We start from the raw sequence: 16,732 nt of genomic DNA, 5'->3' as shown, positions 1-16,732 counted from the left end.
TAAAACCAAAGATGGAGTGTTGACAAGGTTTTTCAAACGTGTGGCTTATCGCAAAGGAAGGGGAGCTGCCATTACCGCGACTGCCAGAAAGCTGGCAGTAATTATCTGGAACATGATTATAAAAGGAGAAAGATATCAGCCCGGGAATTTAGACCAATACCAAAAAGAAATGAAAGAGCGAATGATTGCATCAATTAAAAAAAAGATGAAATCACTGAATATGTCAGCCGATGAATTAAATACTGCCCTATCATAAGTTAGATGGAAATATGCATTGGGTTTTCAAATGGGGTCGAAATTGCAAGAAAATCAGGCCTTTGGAGAACAAGGCGCATTGCCGGTATGCTGCAGTCAAAAAGAGCAATTTCATCCTGAATTAGAATCAGCAATGCACAATACAGGTTTAAGAGTGTCATTTTCATTTATGTAGGTACCCCAACCTGTCAGTCGTATTTTTTTGGAAAAGAGATTGGATTCCGAAAGCGATGGGGTCGACGTCAAAAGAAGCCAACAACCCGGATTATGATTTTCTTGATTTTATAATTTGCCGGAAACATTCCAGACATACCCAAACACAATGCAACCCGGAATATCTCATCCATTCAAAAAGCCGTTTAGATGAAAGAATCCTTTTTTCCTGATTCGGAATTTGTCCGAAGAAAATAAATCAGCTAATGTTTAAGTCAAATATTTCGGCAAAAACTATTTATACCTAACTGGTATTCAATCAAATATAAAAATTTTTTCCGAAAGGGACAATTTCCTTAGCGGGTAATTTTGTGGTCAAACCTCATTTCCAATTCACTTCCCCTCATGTTGATTTTAGATTTTCAAACTCAAAAAAGAGGCGCTATAGGCATGCGGTCTCGTTTCTCTTGTTGATTTTTTTCCGTTTCCTATTGGGTTTGATGCTGTAAGGGAATCAGACTCTTTGGAGAAAATGGCGCAGTACTGCGTTTGTTGAAATCAAAAACAGAAAACAAAGGAAGGACTATTTGGCAAAACAGGCTGGAATGGAATTGGTCATGCATGACAGAGGTTTAAGTCTCACATTTATTTTTTACTTTTAATCCTTAGGGCAATAAAATTTTTGAAATGCCGCCCATACTAGACAAGCACAATCTTTCACCTATTCACAATTAACCTATGACCTATTCTAACCGAAAAGGCTTTGCCAAAACATTCATTTTGACTTCTCTGCTTCTATTTTCTGCATCAGCAATGGCGCAGGACGGGACAATCACTCCGCTTGAAGCGCCTGGGGAGCCGAAAGCCATTCCGCTCGGCACAGGCGGTGTTGCTGAACAACCTGCCCCCGAGACCTGGTTCCTCCAGTGGGGCGATCCGATGGCACGGAACATTTCCACTGCGACCCTCACCCCCTTCCTGCCTGAACCGGGCAAGGCGAAAGGCACGGCTGTAATTGTGGCGCCGGGTGGCGGATTCAGGTGGCTGTCAATGGGCAACGAGGGCTGGGATGTCGCAAAGGCACTTTCGGATCAGGGAATCGCCGCCTTTGTGCTCAAGTACAGGCTGCATCCGACCCCTGAATCTTTGGATGATTTTACGGCATGGATGAACCGCCCGCGTCCGCCGGCTCCAGCGCCAAGCACTTCGCAAAGTGAAATACCACCGACTCCTCCGCAGCAGGATCTATCCAATCAGCTCGAGGACGCCGAAGCGGCCTACGCCATGATTCTCGATCGGGCAAAGGAATGGGGGATCGATACGGACAGAATAGGCATGATCGGCTTTTCTGCCGGCGCCGGTCTCACGATGCACGCCACGCTCCATTCCAAGACCATGAAACTGGCCTTTATTGGTCCGATCTACGGCGGCATGGGTCCGGTGGAAGTGCCGAAGAATGCTCCGCCGATGTTCAATGTCATCGCCACCGATGATTTTCTCTTCCGCGGTCAGTTCGGCGTCATTGATTCCTGGTACAAAGCGGGCATCCCCGTTGAGTTCCACCTCTACCAGAACGGCGGCCACGGTTTCGGCCTCGGCAATCCGGACCGAACCAGCAATCGTTGGTTTGATGCTTTTATGTACTGGTTGGAGGTAAATAGTTTTCTCAAAGCCAAGTCTACGAGTGATCAAGCGGCTCCTTGATAAAGGAATCCGCTGAGCGTTGCCAAAATCACATTTGAAATGTGCGCCCTGTGTAAATCACTGAAAAACTCGCTACGCTGTGGCGAGAATTGAGTTGGTCACATCACATGCGCCGAAAATATTGCCAAAAATTATTTTCCAGGCTCAATTTCACCCGAAAATGGGGAGGTGTAATTTTCCTTTTATGAGTACTCTCTTTATCATGTCATTTATTATATTTTTCACTTTATCCCAATCATACAAACCTGAAATCACTCGATGATTTGGTTGAAAAACCGACGACGTTATGGAATGTCTGGAGCCAGGATTAAACTTTATTAATTGTGTACTATTCATTTTGTTGAGGGCTCAACTATTTTCCAATAGGAGTCTTTGCGCGTGACTTTACCGTTGCGAAACTCCCAAAGGTCACAGCCTCTCACTTTCACATTGATCCCAGAAGTTGTGGTTCCGGTAAGTGTCCATTCAGATATTCCCGTATTTCCATCTGCTGAAATCCAATGGCGGTCATCCCCATAATGAACATCAGGAATTCCTTTGAAGCGACCTGCAAGCGCCTCCCGCACCTGTGCTTTGCCGATGAAGCGTTGTCCCCAGGATTCTGGTCCCCTTGGAAAATCAAATGAACAATCATCGGAGAAGAATTCCATTATCGCATCAAGGTCATGACGATTGAATGCCTCAAGGATTTGCTTTAAAGTTTCGACTGTGACGGTCATTTCTTGTGCGTTGTTTTGATTTTGCAATGTTCTGTCAGTTTTATTGCTGTCGCAACCCAAAAGACCTAAAATTACAGCCAATAGTCCTGCAGCTAAAGTGTGTTTGGCAATGTTCATGCCTTGCATCATGTTTCAAGTTACGGTGTGGACAAGAATGAATCAATACGCCCAATACCATGTGTCGGAATGGATTGCAGTTTTGTACTGGTCTTGCGACATACAAGTTTGAGCGTGGCAGAAGGATCAAATGTTTACGGATACACTTATGGAACATAGCCCTTGTTCATTTTATTTCATAGATCCATCATTTACAGGTATAACCGCCATCAATGACCAATTCACTTCCCGTAACAAATTTTGATTCGTCAGAAACAAGATAAAGTATTCCATAAGCGATATCTTTTGGTTCGCCAATATGTCCTATCGGATGTAAGCTGTCAAGATGTTCTCTGAATCCAGGTTTGTTGTTTCCAAATGTTTCAACCAAGGGCGTCCAAATGAAACCGGGATGGACAGAGTTCACCCTTATTTTGTCTTTTGCATAGGTCAAGGCATCATTTTTAGACATTATTCTGACGGCTCCTTTTGAGGCGTGATAGGGAGGGATGTCTCCTGCGCCGATGATTCCATAAATTGAAGAAAGGTTAACAATGCTTCCGCCTCCTGATTTTTGCATGTGTGGAATTGCATGTTTGGTGCAGAAGAAAACTCCTTTTACGTTCACATTCATGACAGCATCCCATTCTTTTTCCGTCAATTCATGGGTGGGCTTGTCAGCGCCTGCTATACCCGCATTATTTACGGTCGCATCAAGTTTCCCAAATTCTTTGACTACAGCGGCATACACTTTTTCAACTTCTTTTTCATTGGCTACATCAAGATGCCAGAATTTTGCCACTCCACCTGAATGGTTTATTTCTTCCATTAACTGTTGACCCTCTTTGTCCAGCACATCCGTTATGGCGACTTTAGCACCTTCTTTTGCCAGTAAAAGACAGGTTTCGCGCCCGATTCCCAACGCGCCACCTGTAACGACGACAACTTTGTTTTCTGTTCTTTTCATGATTTTCTCATTTAATGGTTAAAAATAAGCGCCAAGGTTTTTGCAGATTCGCGGGTGTTCCGCTCAAATATTTATTCGGAGCACTGAACTTTCGGTAACTTCAAAACTGTCATGAGGTATCCGAAGCACAAAGGGCCCAAGAGTTGTGAATAGCTCAATCACCTAAAACCACAATTAAATTCCGGATATCCCATTCATTAAAAAAACCAGGTGTCTGGAAGAATGTATTGTTTTCTGATTTTTATTTTGCCTTATGAAACCAAAATTAGCTTTTTCATTTATACTCTATCAGCAAAAAAATTATTTGCATCAAATTGACATTCAGTTAAATGTATGTATTTTTCCCGAAAACTACAATACCCATAGGCGGTAATTTCAAGGTCAAATCGCATTTCCAATTCACTTCTTGGGACTTCGTTCTCTACGCTTTAAAAAATTGTGCAAATGGGTTTTGGGGGCCGATTGGAAGGGTGCAAAAAAATCTAATCTGCGAATTAGCATTCAACCCGAATTCTAAGACAGCGGAAAAGTAACGTCATGCATCTAACTTGATTAAGTTAGATGGAAATATGCAATAGGTCCCCTAAGGGTGTTATAACGACAATAAAATCAGGATATTTGGAGAATAAGGAGTAGTACCGATGTGGTGAAATCAAAAAAAAGGTATATCGGATTGATTCCTAAATAATTTCAGGCTGGAATATAAATGGTCATGCATAACAAGGGTTAAAACCCAAAAAGCCCCTGAGAATTCAAATTCCCAGGGGCTTATTTTTATTTTGAAAAGTGTATTTTTGCTAAATCCGAAAGAGGCATTCAATCTCCAGATGAGGTTGAAACTGTAAGGAAATCAGCCTATTTGGAGAAGGATGTATAAAACGGCTTAGATCAATTCCACACTTCTCTTCACAAAAGCCGTCAGGTCTTTTCCGGTCAGCAGGCCTTGCGAAAGCAAGGCAAGGTCAAATACCTGCTTGGCCAATCTGGCTTTTTCTGCTTCATCCTCGGTTTTGAGGAGTTTGTCGATGACGGGATGATTGCCGTTGACAGCAACTTTGTAATGGTCCGGCATGGCGCCGTAGAAGCCCATTCCACCACCGCCGGTTGCAGCCATTTCCTTCATTCTGCGCATAAACTCATCCATGGTGATCGTCACCGGGGATTCTTCTGGACTCAAGCCTTCCACCTCAATTGTGTAGTTGGTGTTGGAGATCGCTTTCTCGAAGATTTCCTTCACTGTCTTGGATTGATCTTCTGTCAGGAGATTGGCGTAGCCATCTTCCCTTTGGATGAGTTTTTCGGCAACGTCCGCATCCACCCGTTTGAGCTGCGTTTTTTCCAGTTTGGTTTCCATGTGCTGGATAAAGTGGCTGTCGATCGGTGAATCCATCACCAAAACGTCATAATCCTTTTTGTTGGCAGACTGGATGAATCCATCCTGTTTTTCAAGGTCCGTGGCGTAGAGGTACACGACTTGCTCGTTTTTATCGGTTTGGGTGGCTTTTACCTTTTCCCTGTATTCCTCCAAGGTGAAATAATCCCCGTTGGTGTTTTTCAGGAGAGTGAAGTCTTTTCCTTTTTCGTAGAATTTCTCTTCACTGAGCATTCCGTATTTCACGAACAGGCCAATGTCGTTCCATTTCTCCTCGTAGGCTTTTCTGTCTTTCTTGTACAATTCTGACAGTTTGTCCGCCACCTTTTTTGTGATGTAGCTGTTGATTTTCTTCACGTTGCTGTCCGCCTGCAAGAAGCTTCTGGAGACGTTCAAGGGAATGTCCGGAGAATCGATCACGCCATGAAGCAGCATAAGGAATTCAGGTACGATGTCCTTCACCTCGTCGGTGATAAATACCTGTCTGCTGAATAGCTTGATCTTGTTTTTCTGAAGTTCAAATTCGTTTTTCACCTTAGGGAAATAAAGTACTCCCGTCAGGTTGAATGGATAATCCACGTTCAGATGGATCCAAAAAAGAGGATCTTCTCCCATTGGATACAACTGCTTGTAAAAATTCAGGTAATCCTCGTCCTTCAGATCGCTCGGAGACTTGGTCCAGATGGGTGCGGTGGTGTTGATAATGTTGTCCACTTCCACAGATGTCCATTTTTTCTCGCCTTTGTCATCCACACCGTCTTCGACGCTTTCGGTCTTGGTTCCGAACTTGATCGGTACAGGAAGGAACTTGCAGTATTTGTCCAGAATGCCCTGGAGTTTCCATTTGTCCAAAAATTCCTCGGAATCTTTGTTGATGAAAAGGGTGATCTCGGTTCCGCGCTCTTTTTTGTCGCTGGCACTGATTTCGAAGGTCGTGCTGCCGTCACAGGTCCATTTGGCTGCTTCTGCACCTTCCTGATAGGAGAGGGAGTTGATCTCTACGGTATCGGCCACCATAAAGGCGGAATAGAAACCAAGACCAAACTTACCGATGATTTCGTTGGCGTCTTTGGCATCCTTGAATTTTTCCACAAACTCCTCAGCACCCGAAAAAGCGACTTGGTTGATGTATTTCTTGATCTCCTCGGCAGTCATGCCAAGGCCTTTGTCGGAAATGGTGATGGTTTTCTTTTTCTCGTCAAAACTCACCTCAAGGGTGACGTCTCCAAGTTCACCGGAGTACTGACCCAATGTCGCAAGACGTTTGATTTTTTGGGTGGCATCCACGGCGTTTGACACGAGTTCCCTTAGGAATATCTCATTGTCGGAATACAAAAATTTCTTGATGATTGGGAAAATATTCTCGGTATGTATCGAGATGGTACCTTTTTCCTGCATGGCTATATTCGGTTTTGGTAAATAACAATTGATAACTTCTCCTCTTTATCAAGTGCCGTTCCAAAGCGATTTGGGTTGTCAAAATGGCAGTTTCCTCCAAAATCCACAGTTTGAACAATCTTTGGTTTTGCTCCGAAAAATTGTCTATTTTTAATCATTGTTTGAAGTGTAGGGATTTTTTTAAAAGACTTATGAAAATAGTGATCGTCAGTGCGTGTACGCCTAGGGATTGGATCATCATTCAGGAAATCATTCGGAATTTTGACAAAGTAACTGTCATCGAACTTACCAGTTCCAAAAACGGGAAAGCAAGGAAATCCAATGGCTGGATCAATGCCAAAGGGATGAAAATCATCCGGAAAATCCATAAAATCCGGTTGGCCAAGAAACTTCGGCCAAGATTTTATGAAGGCTTGGGGGTTGAGAAGCACCATTTTCCATCAGCGGAGGTGAACAGTCCGGAAGGCATTGAACTTATCCGGAGCTTGGAGCCTGATATTTTGTTTACCAGCTGGGCGCCGATCCTCAGGGAGGCGGTGCTCCAAATCCCCAGATTGGCCGCGATCAATGTGCATTTCGGGATCTCCCCGGATTTCAGGGGCAATGACACCCTGTTTTGGGCCTTGTATTTCCGCAACTATGAAAAAGTCGGCGGTATCCTTCATTATCTCAACAAGGGTGTGGACACGGGAAATATCCTTGCGGAAGTGCGCCCAGGTTTGGAGTCGGGAAATGGAGAATTGGAAGTGGACATCAAAACCACCCTCTTGCTGGCCAAAGCGGCTGTGGAGGTTTTGGGAAAAATAAAGGAAAGCCAAGTGCTTCCCCTTGGGAAAATCCAAGAAAAAAAGGGGCGTAATTTCAAAACCTCAGAAAGGCGATTGGCCAACAATTTGAAATTGTTGGCTTTCCACAGTCTTGGGTTGTGGAAGGTCAAGCCCAGGGAAGAAAGGATCGATTATTTCATCTAAAGATTTGTGTCGTGGACTTTTGAAGGAAAACCAGGTGCCAAATGCCCCAATAATTTTTGGCAAAGGAGCAAAGCCCTTTTAAAATATGGTCTTGGAATAACCAATTTCCTTATCTTTGGGCGGATATGCTGAAAGAAATCACGGTACTGATCAAAAAGGAACTCACCTTGGAATGGCGCCAGAAATATGCGCTCAATGGGATTTTGCTGTATGTGGTTTCGGCGGTTTTTATCACCTATTTGAGTGTCGGCGCCAAGCAGGGCAATCTTTCCGTCCCAACTTGGAATGCCTTGTATTGGATCATCATCCTTTTTTCGGCGGTGAATGCGGTTGCCAAAAGCTTTGTGCAAGAGCATCAGGGAAGGCAGTTGTATTATTACATGATCGCTTCGCCTGAGGCGATCATCCTCTCCAAGATCATCTACAATTCACTGTTGACGCTGGTTTTGGCCTTGCTTGGCTATTTGGTCTTCAGTATTATATTGGGAAATCCGGTTCAGGACCAGGGCATGTTTTTGCTGAATTTGGTATTGGGCGCTTTGGGTTTTTCGGCTTGCCTCACGATGGTTTCCGGCATCGCTTCCAAAGCAAGCAACAATGCCACTTTGATGGCTATCCTTAGTTTTCCCGTGATCATTCCCATCTTGCTGATGGCGATCAGCATTTCCAAGAATGCCATCGATGGCTTGGACCCCAGCGTAAGTGTCGACAAATTGATTTCGCTCCTGGCCATCAATGCCATTGTGTCGGTGACGGCTTATATTTTATTCCCTTATTTGTGGAGAAGCTGAAAGGAAGGCGATGCAGTATTCTTGTTTTTTACGCAATTTTCAATAATGGAATCCGGCGGCTGGCACCGATTTAATTTGTGCTTCCCGTTTTTTCAAAATCCAGAGAAAGAATTTTTTTAAGGGCGGGTTTTTGCAAAAGATTGACCTTGCTAAAATGCCTCATCCTATTTGTAACTTTATGTCAAAAAGCACAGGAATCAGGAACTTATACCTTATTTTTGTGATTGAAATAGCAAAATTAATAACATGGGATTAAGCTGGTGGAAAATCTTGGCGATTGTGTTGCTTGCCTTCACGATTACAGCCGGGCTTCTAATGGACGTGCCTCGATTACCGATTCTCAACGAAACAATCCGGGCCTTGTATTTCCATGTCACGATGTGGTTTGGAATGATACTGATGCTGGTGGTTTCTGTAATTTACAGCATCAAATATCTGCGGACTGGAAATCTACGTCACGATGATGTGGCCATTGAATTCACGAATGCGGCCATACTTTTCGGAGTTTTGGGGATCACGACCGGGATGCTTTGGGCCAAATTCACCTGGGGAGATTACTGGAGCGGAGATCCCAAGCAAAATGCTTCGGCGATTGGACTCTTGATGTATTTTGCTTATTTGATCTTGAGAAATTCCCTCACCGATGTCCACCAAAGGGCAAGAATAGGATCCGTTTACAATATTTTCGCCTTTTCGGCCTTTATTCCTCTAATTTTTGTTTTACCGAGACTGACGGACAGTCTCCACCCTGGCAACGGAGGGAATCCCGGATTCAATGCCTATGATATGGACAGCAACCTGAGGGTAGTCTTTTATCCAGCAATTCTGGGTTGGACTTTATTGGGGGCATGGATGAGTACGGTAAGGGTGCGGCTGAAAAGAGCCGAAAGAAAAATGGAAGACAAATTAATCAATCAGGTATAGATGAAAAAGGGATTAGTGATTGTTTTGCTCTTGTTTAGCCTTAGGGCAATGGCGCAGGAAAAAATTGAGATTACCACTGAAGACTATCAGAATTCCAGGGTTGAAATGGCTGATAAAATGCGTGAAGAAGGTAAAATTTACGTATTGGTAGGCATCATTGGGATTGTTTTTGCAGGAATATTGGTTTACCTGATCAGTACCGAGAGGAAAGTCAGCAGATTGGAAAAACTGCTGGAAGAACGAGATTGATCTGCCTGAAAAGGAAAACCGAGAATGCGTTTGAAAGAAGAGGTATTCACGTGATTAATAAAATTGCATTTGGGAAAAAGATCCCAAAAAATTAAAAATCAATCCATATAAAGGGCTTAAATAAAGACCAAATATTATGAAAAAGGGACATATAATCGGTATAGGCATCATTGCATTCGCAATAGTGATCATCATCACCTCCATCGGTGATGCGAGTACTTATGAGAGTTTTTCTACCGCAAAAGAAATGAAAATGGGTGGCGATGACAAATCCATCCATGTAGTAGGCCAATTGAAAAAAGACAATTCCGGGAGAGTGGAAGGCATCGAGGTCAGTGATGAAAAAACCTCGTTTTATTTCATGATGCTGGACAATGATGGCATGGAACAGAAAGTTTTCTACAACGAACCGGTTCCTGCTGATTTTGCCAGAGCAGAGCAAGTGGTGGTCATTGGTTCCTACAAAAATGACGCGCTCTTTGTGGCAGATAAAATCCTGATGAAGTGCCCATCAAAATATCAGGAAACCGAGATGAAAACCTCCGGTGTTTAAATTGTCCTTCAATTGAATCCAAAAACATGATCAATACCTTCGTTGGTAATCTTGGCCACTTTGCGGTCATTCTTTCCTTTGTCAGTGCCCTTGTTACAGCCTTTTCCTATTACAAATACACCGTATCCACCGAATTGGACAAGTCCAGTTGGCGGAATTTCAGCCGTATTTCCTTCTATGTCCATGCGGCAGCAAGTGTCACGATAGCGATTTCACTTTTTGAGATCATCTATCAGCACCGTTTCGAGTATTTTTATGCGTATTCGCATTCCTCCAAAGCCCTTCCGGTGCATTATATGATTTCCAGTTTCTGGGAGGGTCAGGAAGGCGCATTTATCCTATGGATATTCTGGAACGTAGTTTTGGGCCTCATCCTAATCAAAACCAATAAGTTTTGGGAAGGTCCTGTCATGATCGTTTTCGCATTGGTCCAGGCATTTTTGGTGTCCATGATCATGGGTGTCGTGATCGGCGATCTTAAAATAGGCAGCTCTCCCTTTGTGCTTTTGAGGGATGTGATGAGCGCGCCGATCTTTCAGATCAATCCCGATTTTGTCCCCGAAGATGGAACGGGCTTGAATCCCCTGCTCCAAAATATTTGGATGGTCATCCATCCCCCTACCTTGTTTTTGGGGTATGCATCCACATTGGTTCCCTTCGCGTTTTTGATTGGCGGATTGGTCACCAAAAAGTATTCAGAATGGATCCGTCCAGCTTTGCCTTGGGCGATTTTCTCTGCGATGATACTCGGAATGGGCATCATCATGGGCGCCTATTGGGCGTATGTGACGCTGAACTTTGGTGGGTACTGGAACTGGGACCCTGTCGAAAACGCGGTTTATGTGCCTTGGTTGATCATGATTGCGGCCATTCACACGATGATTACTTTTAAAAAGAGCAGCACGGCGCTGAAGACTTCCATCGTCTTGGTGATTGCTTCCTTTATATTGGTCCTCTACGCCACCTTCTTGGTGAGAAGTGGCGTCTTGGGTGATTCTTCCGTCCATTCCTTTACCGATTTGGGCCTTTCTGGTCAATTGCTGATTTACATGTTGTTTTTCCTCTTCGCCGCTGTTTTCCTTGCGGCCAGGGCATGGAAACATATTCCAACTTCCGAGAAAGAAGCATCGGTATATTCCAGGGAATTTTGGATTTTTATCGGGGCCACTACCTTAGGTTTGATGGCTTTCCAGGTGATCCTTCCCACTTCCATTCCGGTCTGGAATGCAATCGTGGAGATCTTTGGGGGAATTTCCAATATGGCACCGCCCACCGACCAAGTCGGGTTTTATACCAAATTCCAGTTGTGGTTTGCCGTCGCATTGGCCATGCTATCTGCTGTGGGTCAATTCTTTTGGTGGAACAAAATTGATGGAAAAGCCTTGCGGGAAGCTTTGGTCGTTCCCTATGTGGTTTCGGTATTGATCTCCGCAGCGATAATCGTGTTGGGAAAAGTCTATGACCTCACCTACATCGTGGTTGTCCTTGCCGGAACCTTTACCATCGTGGCCAACAGCACGATTTTATTCAGGATCTTGAAGAAATCCAGCGTCAAATTGGCGGGAGGATCTCTTGCACACATCGGCTTGGGTATGATCCTGATCGGGGTGATGTTCTCTTCGGGCTATTCTGAAATCATTTCCTACAACATGTCAGGATTGACGTACAGCAACAGTTGGGAAGATGAGATGAACAAGGAGCATGTCCTGCTTTGGATCAATAAACCCACCCAAATCAAGGATTATACAGCCATCTACAGGGGACGTCAAAAAAAGGTTGTTGGTGTTCCCGGATATGTGGATGTCAAGTTGTTGGAGTCTACCGGGAAAGTGAATGAATCCATCGCCCTGAATGATATCGTTGTCAAAGAAAAGACCTACTTCAAAAAAGGGGATATCGTGCCGATCGTATTGGAAGAGAATGATTATTTCCAAATCGATTATTACAAAGAGGACCAGTTTCAGTTTTCCTTGAACCCAATGTCCCAGTTCAATACCACGATGGGATTGATCAGCTCGCCGGATTCAAGAAGGTTTATCAATAAGGACCTTTACACCTTTGTGGCAGCCATCAATGATTTTGATGAGCCGGAATGGAGAGATGATGAGACCTATGAAGTGACTCCGGGAGAGACGTTTTACATCAGTGATTTCGTGACCACCTTCGAAGGAGGGGAAGTATTGACCAGTATAGACGGTCTTTCGCTTGAGGAAGGTGATGTAGCCGTAAAGGCCAAGCTTGTGGTGATGGATTATGATGTCGAAAAACGAATAGAGCCGATTTTCATTATCCGGGACAGTCAAGTGGGCAGGATTCCAGTCATCGAAAAAGAACTTGGTGTGAAGGTGGAATTGACCAATATTGTGCCGGAAGAAAACAAATTCGTCTTTACGGTGAACCGTTACCAGAAGGATTATGTGGTGCTGAAAGCCATCGTCAAGCCGCAGATCAATATTTTGTGGGCGGGAACAATCATCATGCTGATCGGTTTTTCCATCGCCATATTCAGAAGATTTGACGAATTCGCGAAAATGCGGGACAAAGGTTTGGAATCATAAAGATTTTGGATGGAACGCTTTTCCCATACATTTTGGAGAGCGAATTTGCTTTAATGGAACAACAAAAACCAGAAAATCTTGACACAAGATTTTCTGGTTTTTCATTTTAGAAGGATTTTTGGTTAATTCGGGGATGAAATTTAAAATCGCAATCTTGGGTTCTGGTAATTTGGCTTGGCATTTGGCCCCAAGTTTAGAGAATGCCGGCCACACCATCACGGAAATTTACAGCCGTGACATCCGCAATGCGGAAAAGCTAGCGGAAAGGGTATATGTAGCGGAGGTGAAGGATGACTTGGATTTTTCTGAAAGCGAGGCGGAAATATACATTCTTGCCGTGAGTGACACTGCGATTTCTGAATTGGCAGATCAGATTATTTTGCCCGAAGAAAGTATTTTGGTCCATACCTCGGGAAGCGTACCCTTGAATATTCTCGGGTACAGTTCGGCCGCCTACACCGGTATTTTTTATCCCTTACAGACTTTTAGCAAGATCAGGAAGGTGGATTTTGAGGAGGTTCCTTTTTTGCTGGAGTCAGAGGATGAACCTTCCCTCCATAAATTAAAGAAATTGGCCAAAAGCCTTTCCCCACTTCAATATGTAGTCAAATCCAAGGATAGGCTTGCCCTGCATGTTGCTGCTGTTTTTGCGGGAAACTTCACCAACCACATGCTCTTGAAAGCAGAAGAAATCATGGCAAGGCAGGGGCTGGAATTCGAGATGTTGAAGCCGCTGATCATCGAGTCCATCAGCAAAAGTTTGGAAATAGGGGCGAAGAAAGCCCAGACCGGGCCTGCACTCAGGGAAGACCTTTCCACCCTTGACCTTCATTACAATTTCCTCGGATACAATGAGCAGTTGGCCGAAATCTACAGAATGGTTTCACAGGACATCATGGATAGCCATTTGTAGAAAAGGCAGGAATTGCAAAAAATATATAGCCCTGTCATAAATCAAATTTAATGGGTCTTGACAGGGCTATTGAAAGAATTTTGGGCGGCTAAATCAATGTTCCCAAGAGCCGAATTTACCTTCCTGATAATCTCTGTAGGCTTCTTGGATTTCTTTCTGGGTATTCATGACGAAAGGTCCCTGCGCGACCATCGGCTCATTGAAAGGTTTGGCGTGGCCCAGGATGAAGATCGCGTCTTCCGAGGCCGTGACAGACAAATCGTCCCCATCATTGTTGAATTCAACAAGGTTTCTGAATGGGATTTCTTCATTTCCGATTTTTAGGGCCCCCTTTACGATATACAAAAAGATGTTTTCTCCTGAGGGGATGTTTTTCGAAAAACTCCCGCCTTTACTGATTTCGATGGTGCTCAAGAAAATGGGGCTCAAAGTGTCAAAAGAACCCTTTTGGTCTTCCCATGTTCCTGCGATGAGTTGGACCTTCACCTTTCCTCCATCCAGTTCAAAATGGGTGATCTGGTCTTTTTGCAAACCGACATAATTCGGTTTTGTCATTTTATATTTTGCCGGCAGATTGAGCCAAAGTTGAAGGATTTCCAAATCCCCGCCCTCTTTTTTGAATTTGGGAGAACTGACTTCTGCATGGATCAAACCACTTCCCGCGGTCATCCACTGGATACCGCCTTCTTCCATGATCGATTCGTGCCCTGAGGAGTCCTTGTGCATGATATCCCCTTTCAAAATAAAAGTCACTGTCTCCATTCCCCGATGCGGATGTGGCCCAAAGGGGAGTCCGTTGTTGTTGGGGGGATAGGTTTGGAAGCCATGATGGTTCAAAAATATAAAGGGATCAACCTGCTGCAATTTTGCCGTAGGCAAAGGACTGTAGGTAATCAGGTCTGCAATGGGGCTGTACCCTGCGGCGTGAATTTGGTTTATGGTTCTCATAGGATTTATGTGTATAGACATGTAATTCAAAAATGGGACAATTTGTTCCCTACTCCAAAAAAAAAGCCTGAACGAATTCAGGCTTTTCCTATTATTTTAACCAAGCAAGTGAAATCTCATCCGGAGTTTTCATTCGGTCTGCCAAGCGCATGTAGCGACTTGCCAAACCTGCAAGATAATCCTGGGCTTTTGAGGCCACATCATTGAGACCGGTGACATTTTCCACATCCCACAGTTTGACCAAATGTTCGATAATCCTGGCATAATCCCAGCCGGTGTAAACACCGATTTTCTGGGTGATTGCCGAAAACTGATCAAAAAGGTTCGGGTTATTGCTTCCTTTGCCCATCAATACTGCCGGCATCACGATCTGCTTCCGCATCATGGCTTCAAACGCCAACATGGCGCCGTTTGGATCGATTTTGAAGACTTCGGACATAAAGCTTTTATAGGCCTTTTCGTGCCTTGCTTCATCGCCTGCGATTGTTTTGCAAATCCTAGACAACACGTCATCACCAGCTTTGTCTGCCAATTTGCCGGTATTCACATGGGATACCTTGGTGGCTCTTTCCTGGAAAGAGGTGTAAATGAGTGCCTGGTAAGGATCTTTTTCTGATTTTGGATCAAAACCGTTGTAGATCAGCCTGTGGATCGTCTGTTCAACTTTTTTCATATCTGCCCTTCCGGAGAGATAAAGATACTTGTTCAACAGATCGCCGTGGCGGTTTTCTTCAGCTGTCCATGCCTTGGACCATCTCACCCATCCTGAAGGACTCAATAGACTTCCTTCGTCATTGACACCAGTCAAAAGATTGAAATATGTCTGATAGCTGGGCAATGCCTCCTCGGTGATCATATTGCCGATGAGCGATGTGATGATGGTATCCGGTATCCCTGCGGCCCTTTCTTGAAGCAATTTGACTTGATCAAGTGCGTCTTCTTTGGTCATGTCCGGTAAAAAATCTGTAGGCTGCCAACATTCGTCAGGATCCACCAATACGGTTTCCACGGCGTTGGCTACGAATCCGTCCAATTGACGGATTACTTCAGCATTTTTTTCCAATTCGTAATTTATGTTTTCTGAATTATTCATATCTATAGTTTACTGCCAAACAGTAATTTATAAGTGCTTTGCCTCAATTGGGGTGGACAGGACGGCAATGTTTCAATGTTAAATTTTGAAAGCAAGGATCCATGTAATTCTCACGATAAAGTTAATCACTTATACGCAAAGAAATGCTCAAAGAACTTGATTTTGCTTTAACTTTCTTGGATTAATACGCAAGTTTGTACGCAACGACCTTGTTTTTGAAGAAAGTCGGCACCAATACGATGTTTTCCTCAGGAATAAAGCCGATGTCTGCGGTATTCGATTCGGCAGCTTTTGTGTCCAAAAGGAGGGTTTGTTCATCACCCTTCACCAAATAAATCTCCCCTTGCCAACGACTTGCAAGAAACACATTGTCTTCCAAGATGATCAATCCGTCACCACCGGTTACCGTGGAATTGATCAGGGTGAAAGACCCGTCAGAATTGTATTTTTTCAGGCCTTCGCCATCTAGGCCATACAATGTTCCGTCATCTCCCACACGTAACCCGTTGATGTTGGTTTGGTTTTCTGCAAAGACACTTATTTTACCGTTTTGGAAAATGTGGATTTTACCCGTTTCCATATCGGAAAAATAAACCTTGTCCCCATCCGTATCCACATCATTCAGGAATTTTGCGCCGGCAACTTTATGTCTCTTGGCGATTTTTGCATTCGCAATATCGATTTCGACCAATTCGTCAATGTTGGTGACAAACAGTTTGCCATTTACGATTCCCATTCCCTTGGGGGCATGAATGCCGGTCACCCAATTTCTGTTGAGAATTTCGCCGGTTTTGGAGATAATGGAGATGGATCCTTTGCCGTCTTTCTCCGACGGTCCGCCTTCAATGTTGGATACATAAATGGTTCCGGTAGCCTCATCATAAAGCACGGATTCATTGGTAGTCAGCTCCGCGGCTGTCTCCCAGACTTGGGTCAATGTAGGAGCTGTTTTTTCCACGATTTCTACGGTTTCGATTTCTTCGGTTTTCTGTTGTGGTCCACAAGACCAAAGGAGAGTTCCGGAAAGGAAAGCGGCGGCAAGTAATTGGTGTTTTGTTTTCATATTTT

14 protein-coding genes and 1 pseudogene are annotated in these 16,732 nt (G+C 44.1%); 9 read left to right on the top strand and 6 right to left on the bottom strand.

The window, feature by feature from the left end; translation table 11 throughout:
* A pseudogene (locus Q7J63_RS14010) lies at nt 1-256 on the top strand (IS110 family transposase); the annotation flags it as partial.
* A gap of 890 nt (nt 257-1,146) precedes the next feature.
* Nucleotides 1,147-2,112, top strand: a complete 966-nt coding sequence (locus Q7J63_RS14005; protein ID WP_304887008.1) for an alpha/beta hydrolase — start codon at nt 1,147-1,149, stop codon at nt 2,110-2,112.
* Nucleotides 2,113-2,444: 332 nt separating this feature from the next.
* On the opposite strand, the gene Q7J63_RS14000 is transcribed toward Q7J63_RS14005, so the two are convergent.
* The 3 genes from Q7J63_RS14000 to htpG all read right to left on the bottom strand — a co-directional run bounded on the left by Q7J63_RS14000 (nt 2,445) and on the right by htpG (nt 6,664).
* A complete protein-coding gene (locus tag Q7J63_RS14000; protein WP_304887006.1) occupies nt 2,445-2,960 on the bottom strand; it encodes a nuclear transport factor 2 family protein in 516 nt (171 codons plus the stop codon).
* A 175-nt stretch (nt 2,961-3,135) separates the two neighbouring features.
* On the bottom strand, nt 3,136-3,894 hold the full coding sequence (locus tag Q7J63_RS13995) for an SDR family NAD(P)-dependent oxidoreductase (protein WP_304887004.1): 759 nt from the start codon (nt 3,892-3,894) through the stop codon (nt 3,136-3,138).
* 883 nt (nt 3,895-4,777) lie between these two features.
* Nucleotides 4,778-6,664, bottom strand: a complete 1,887-nt coding sequence (gene htpG, locus Q7J63_RS13990) for a molecular chaperone HtpG (protein ID WP_304887002.1) — start codon at nt 6,662-6,664, stop codon at nt 4,778-4,780.
* A gap of 191 nt (nt 6,665-6,855) precedes the next feature.
* Between htpG and Q7J63_RS13985 the strand changes: the two genes are divergently transcribed.
* The 7 genes from Q7J63_RS13985 to Q7J63_RS13955 all read left to right on the top strand — a co-directional run bounded on the left by Q7J63_RS13985 (nt 6,856) and on the right by Q7J63_RS13955 (nt 13,623).
* Nucleotides 6,856-7,635, top strand: coding sequence for a formyl transferase (locus Q7J63_RS13985; RefSeq protein WP_304887000.1), 780 nt, complete (start codon nt 6,856-6,858; stop codon nt 7,633-7,635).
* Between the two features lie 125 nt (nt 7,636-7,760).
* On the top strand, nt 7,761-8,426 hold the full coding sequence (locus tag Q7J63_RS13980) for a heme exporter protein CcmB (protein WP_019599416.1): 666 nt from the start codon (nt 7,761-7,763) through the stop codon (nt 8,424-8,426).
* Nucleotides 8,427-8,672: 246 nt separating this feature from the next.
* The gene (ccsA, locus tag Q7J63_RS13975; protein ID WP_019599414.1) at nt 8,673-9,350 is read left to right on the top strand and encodes a cytochrome c biogenesis protein CcsA; all 678 of its coding nucleotides are present in this window, start codon (nt 8,673-8,675) and stop codon (nt 9,348-9,350) included.
* A complete protein-coding gene (locus Q7J63_RS13970) occupies nt 9,351-9,599 on the top strand; it encodes a CcmD family protein (RefSeq protein ID WP_019599413.1) in 249 nt (82 codons plus the stop codon).
* Between the two features lie 136 nt (nt 9,600-9,735).
* The gene (locus Q7J63_RS13965; protein WP_019599412.1) at nt 9,736-10,152 is read left to right on the top strand and encodes a cytochrome c maturation protein CcmE; all 417 of its coding nucleotides are present in this window, start codon (nt 9,736-9,738) and stop codon (nt 10,150-10,152) included.
* Between the two features lie 26 nt (nt 10,153-10,178).
* Nucleotides 10,179-12,710 (top strand): cytochrome c biogenesis protein CcsA, encoded by a 2,532-nt coding sequence (gene ccsA / locus Q7J63_RS13960; RefSeq protein WP_304886998.1) that lies wholly within the window; start codon nt 10,179-10,181, stop codon nt 12,708-12,710.
* Between the two features lie 133 nt (nt 12,711-12,843).
* Entirely contained in the window at nt 12,844-13,623 is a 780-nt protein-coding gene (locus Q7J63_RS13955; protein WP_304886996.1) for a Rossmann-like and DUF2520 domain-containing protein, read from the top strand.
* Nucleotides 13,624-13,716: 93 nt separating this feature from the next.
* Here Q7J63_RS13955 and Q7J63_RS13950 read toward each other — a convergent pair whose 3' ends face one another.
* The 3 genes from Q7J63_RS13950 to Q7J63_RS13940 form a co-directional block, all read right to left on the bottom strand.
* A complete protein-coding gene (locus tag Q7J63_RS13950) occupies nt 13,717-14,571 on the bottom strand; it encodes a pirin family protein (RefSeq protein ID WP_304886994.1) in 855 nt (284 codons plus the stop codon).
* Nucleotides 14,572-14,662: 91 nt separating this feature from the next.
* Nucleotides 14,663-15,664 carry an acyl-ACP desaturase gene (locus tag Q7J63_RS13945; protein WP_019599408.1) on the bottom strand — a complete coding sequence of 334 codons (1,002 nt, stop codon included), beginning with the start codon at nt 15,662-15,664 and terminating at the stop codon, nt 14,663-14,665.
* 181 nt (nt 15,665-15,845) lie between these two features.
* Entirely contained in the window at nt 15,846-16,727 is an 882-nt protein-coding gene (locus tag Q7J63_RS13940) for a hypothetical protein (protein ID WP_019599407.1), read from the bottom strand.
* Nucleotides 16,728-16,732: the final 5 nt, after the last annotated feature.

Origin of the sequence: Rhodonellum sp. (assembly GCF_030656585.1) — a bacterium.
Lineage (GTDB): Bacteria > Bacteroidota > Bacteroidia > Cytophagales > Cyclobacteriaceae > Rhodonellum > Rhodonellum psychrophilum.
The sequence above is the reverse complement of the archived record's forward strand: the minus strand, read 5'-3'. Positions and strand labels throughout refer to the sequence as shown.

Excerpts from the sequence above, each read along its gene's own strand:
- Q7J63_RS14005 (WP_304887008.1), top strand. The coding sequence starts at position 1,147 with ATGACCTATTCTAACCGAAAAGGCTTTGCCAAAACATTCATTTTGACT.
- Q7J63_RS14000 (WP_304887006.1), bottom strand. The coding sequence starts at position 2,960 with ATGATGCAAGGCATGAACATTGCCAAACACACTTTAGCTGCAGGACTA.
- Q7J63_RS13995 (WP_304887004.1), bottom strand. The coding sequence starts at position 3,894 with ATGAAAAGAACAGAAAACAAAGTTGTCGTCGTTACAGGTGGCGCGTTG.
- htpG (WP_304887002.1), bottom strand. The coding sequence starts at position 6,664 with ATGCAGGAAAAAGGTACCATCTCGATACATACCGAGAATATTTTCCCA.
- Q7J63_RS13985 (WP_304887000.1), top strand. The coding sequence starts at position 6,856 with ATGAAAATAGTGATCGTCAGTGCGTGTACGCCTAGGGATTGGATCATC.
- Q7J63_RS13980 (WP_019599416.1), top strand. The coding sequence starts at position 7,761 with ATGCTGAAAGAAATCACGGTACTGATCAAAAAGGAACTCACCTTGGAA.
- ccsA (WP_019599414.1), top strand. The coding sequence starts at position 8,673 with ATGGGATTAAGCTGGTGGAAAATCTTGGCGATTGTGTTGCTTGCCTTC.
- Q7J63_RS13970 (WP_019599413.1), top strand. The coding sequence starts at position 9,351 with ATGAAAAAGGGATTAGTGATTGTTTTGCTCTTGTTTAGCCTTAGGGCA.
- Q7J63_RS13965 (WP_019599412.1), top strand. The coding sequence starts at position 9,736 with ATGAAAAAGGGACATATAATCGGTATAGGCATCATTGCATTCGCAATA.
- ccsA (WP_304886998.1), top strand. The coding sequence starts at position 10,179 with ATGATCAATACCTTCGTTGGTAATCTTGGCCACTTTGCGGTCATTCTT.
- Q7J63_RS13955 (WP_304886996.1), top strand. The coding sequence starts at position 12,844 with ATGAAATTTAAAATCGCAATCTTGGGTTCTGGTAATTTGGCTTGGCAT.
- Q7J63_RS13950 (WP_304886994.1), bottom strand. The coding sequence starts at position 14,571 with ATGAGAACCATAAACCAAATTCACGCCGCAGGGTACAGCCCCATTGCA.
- Q7J63_RS13945 (WP_019599408.1), bottom strand. The coding sequence starts at position 15,664 with ATGAATAATTCAGAAAACATAAATTACGAATTGGAAAAAAATGCTGAA.
- Q7J63_RS13940 (WP_019599407.1), bottom strand. The coding sequence starts at position 16,727 with ATGAAAACAAAACACCAATTACTTGCCGCCGCTTTCCTTTCCGGAACT.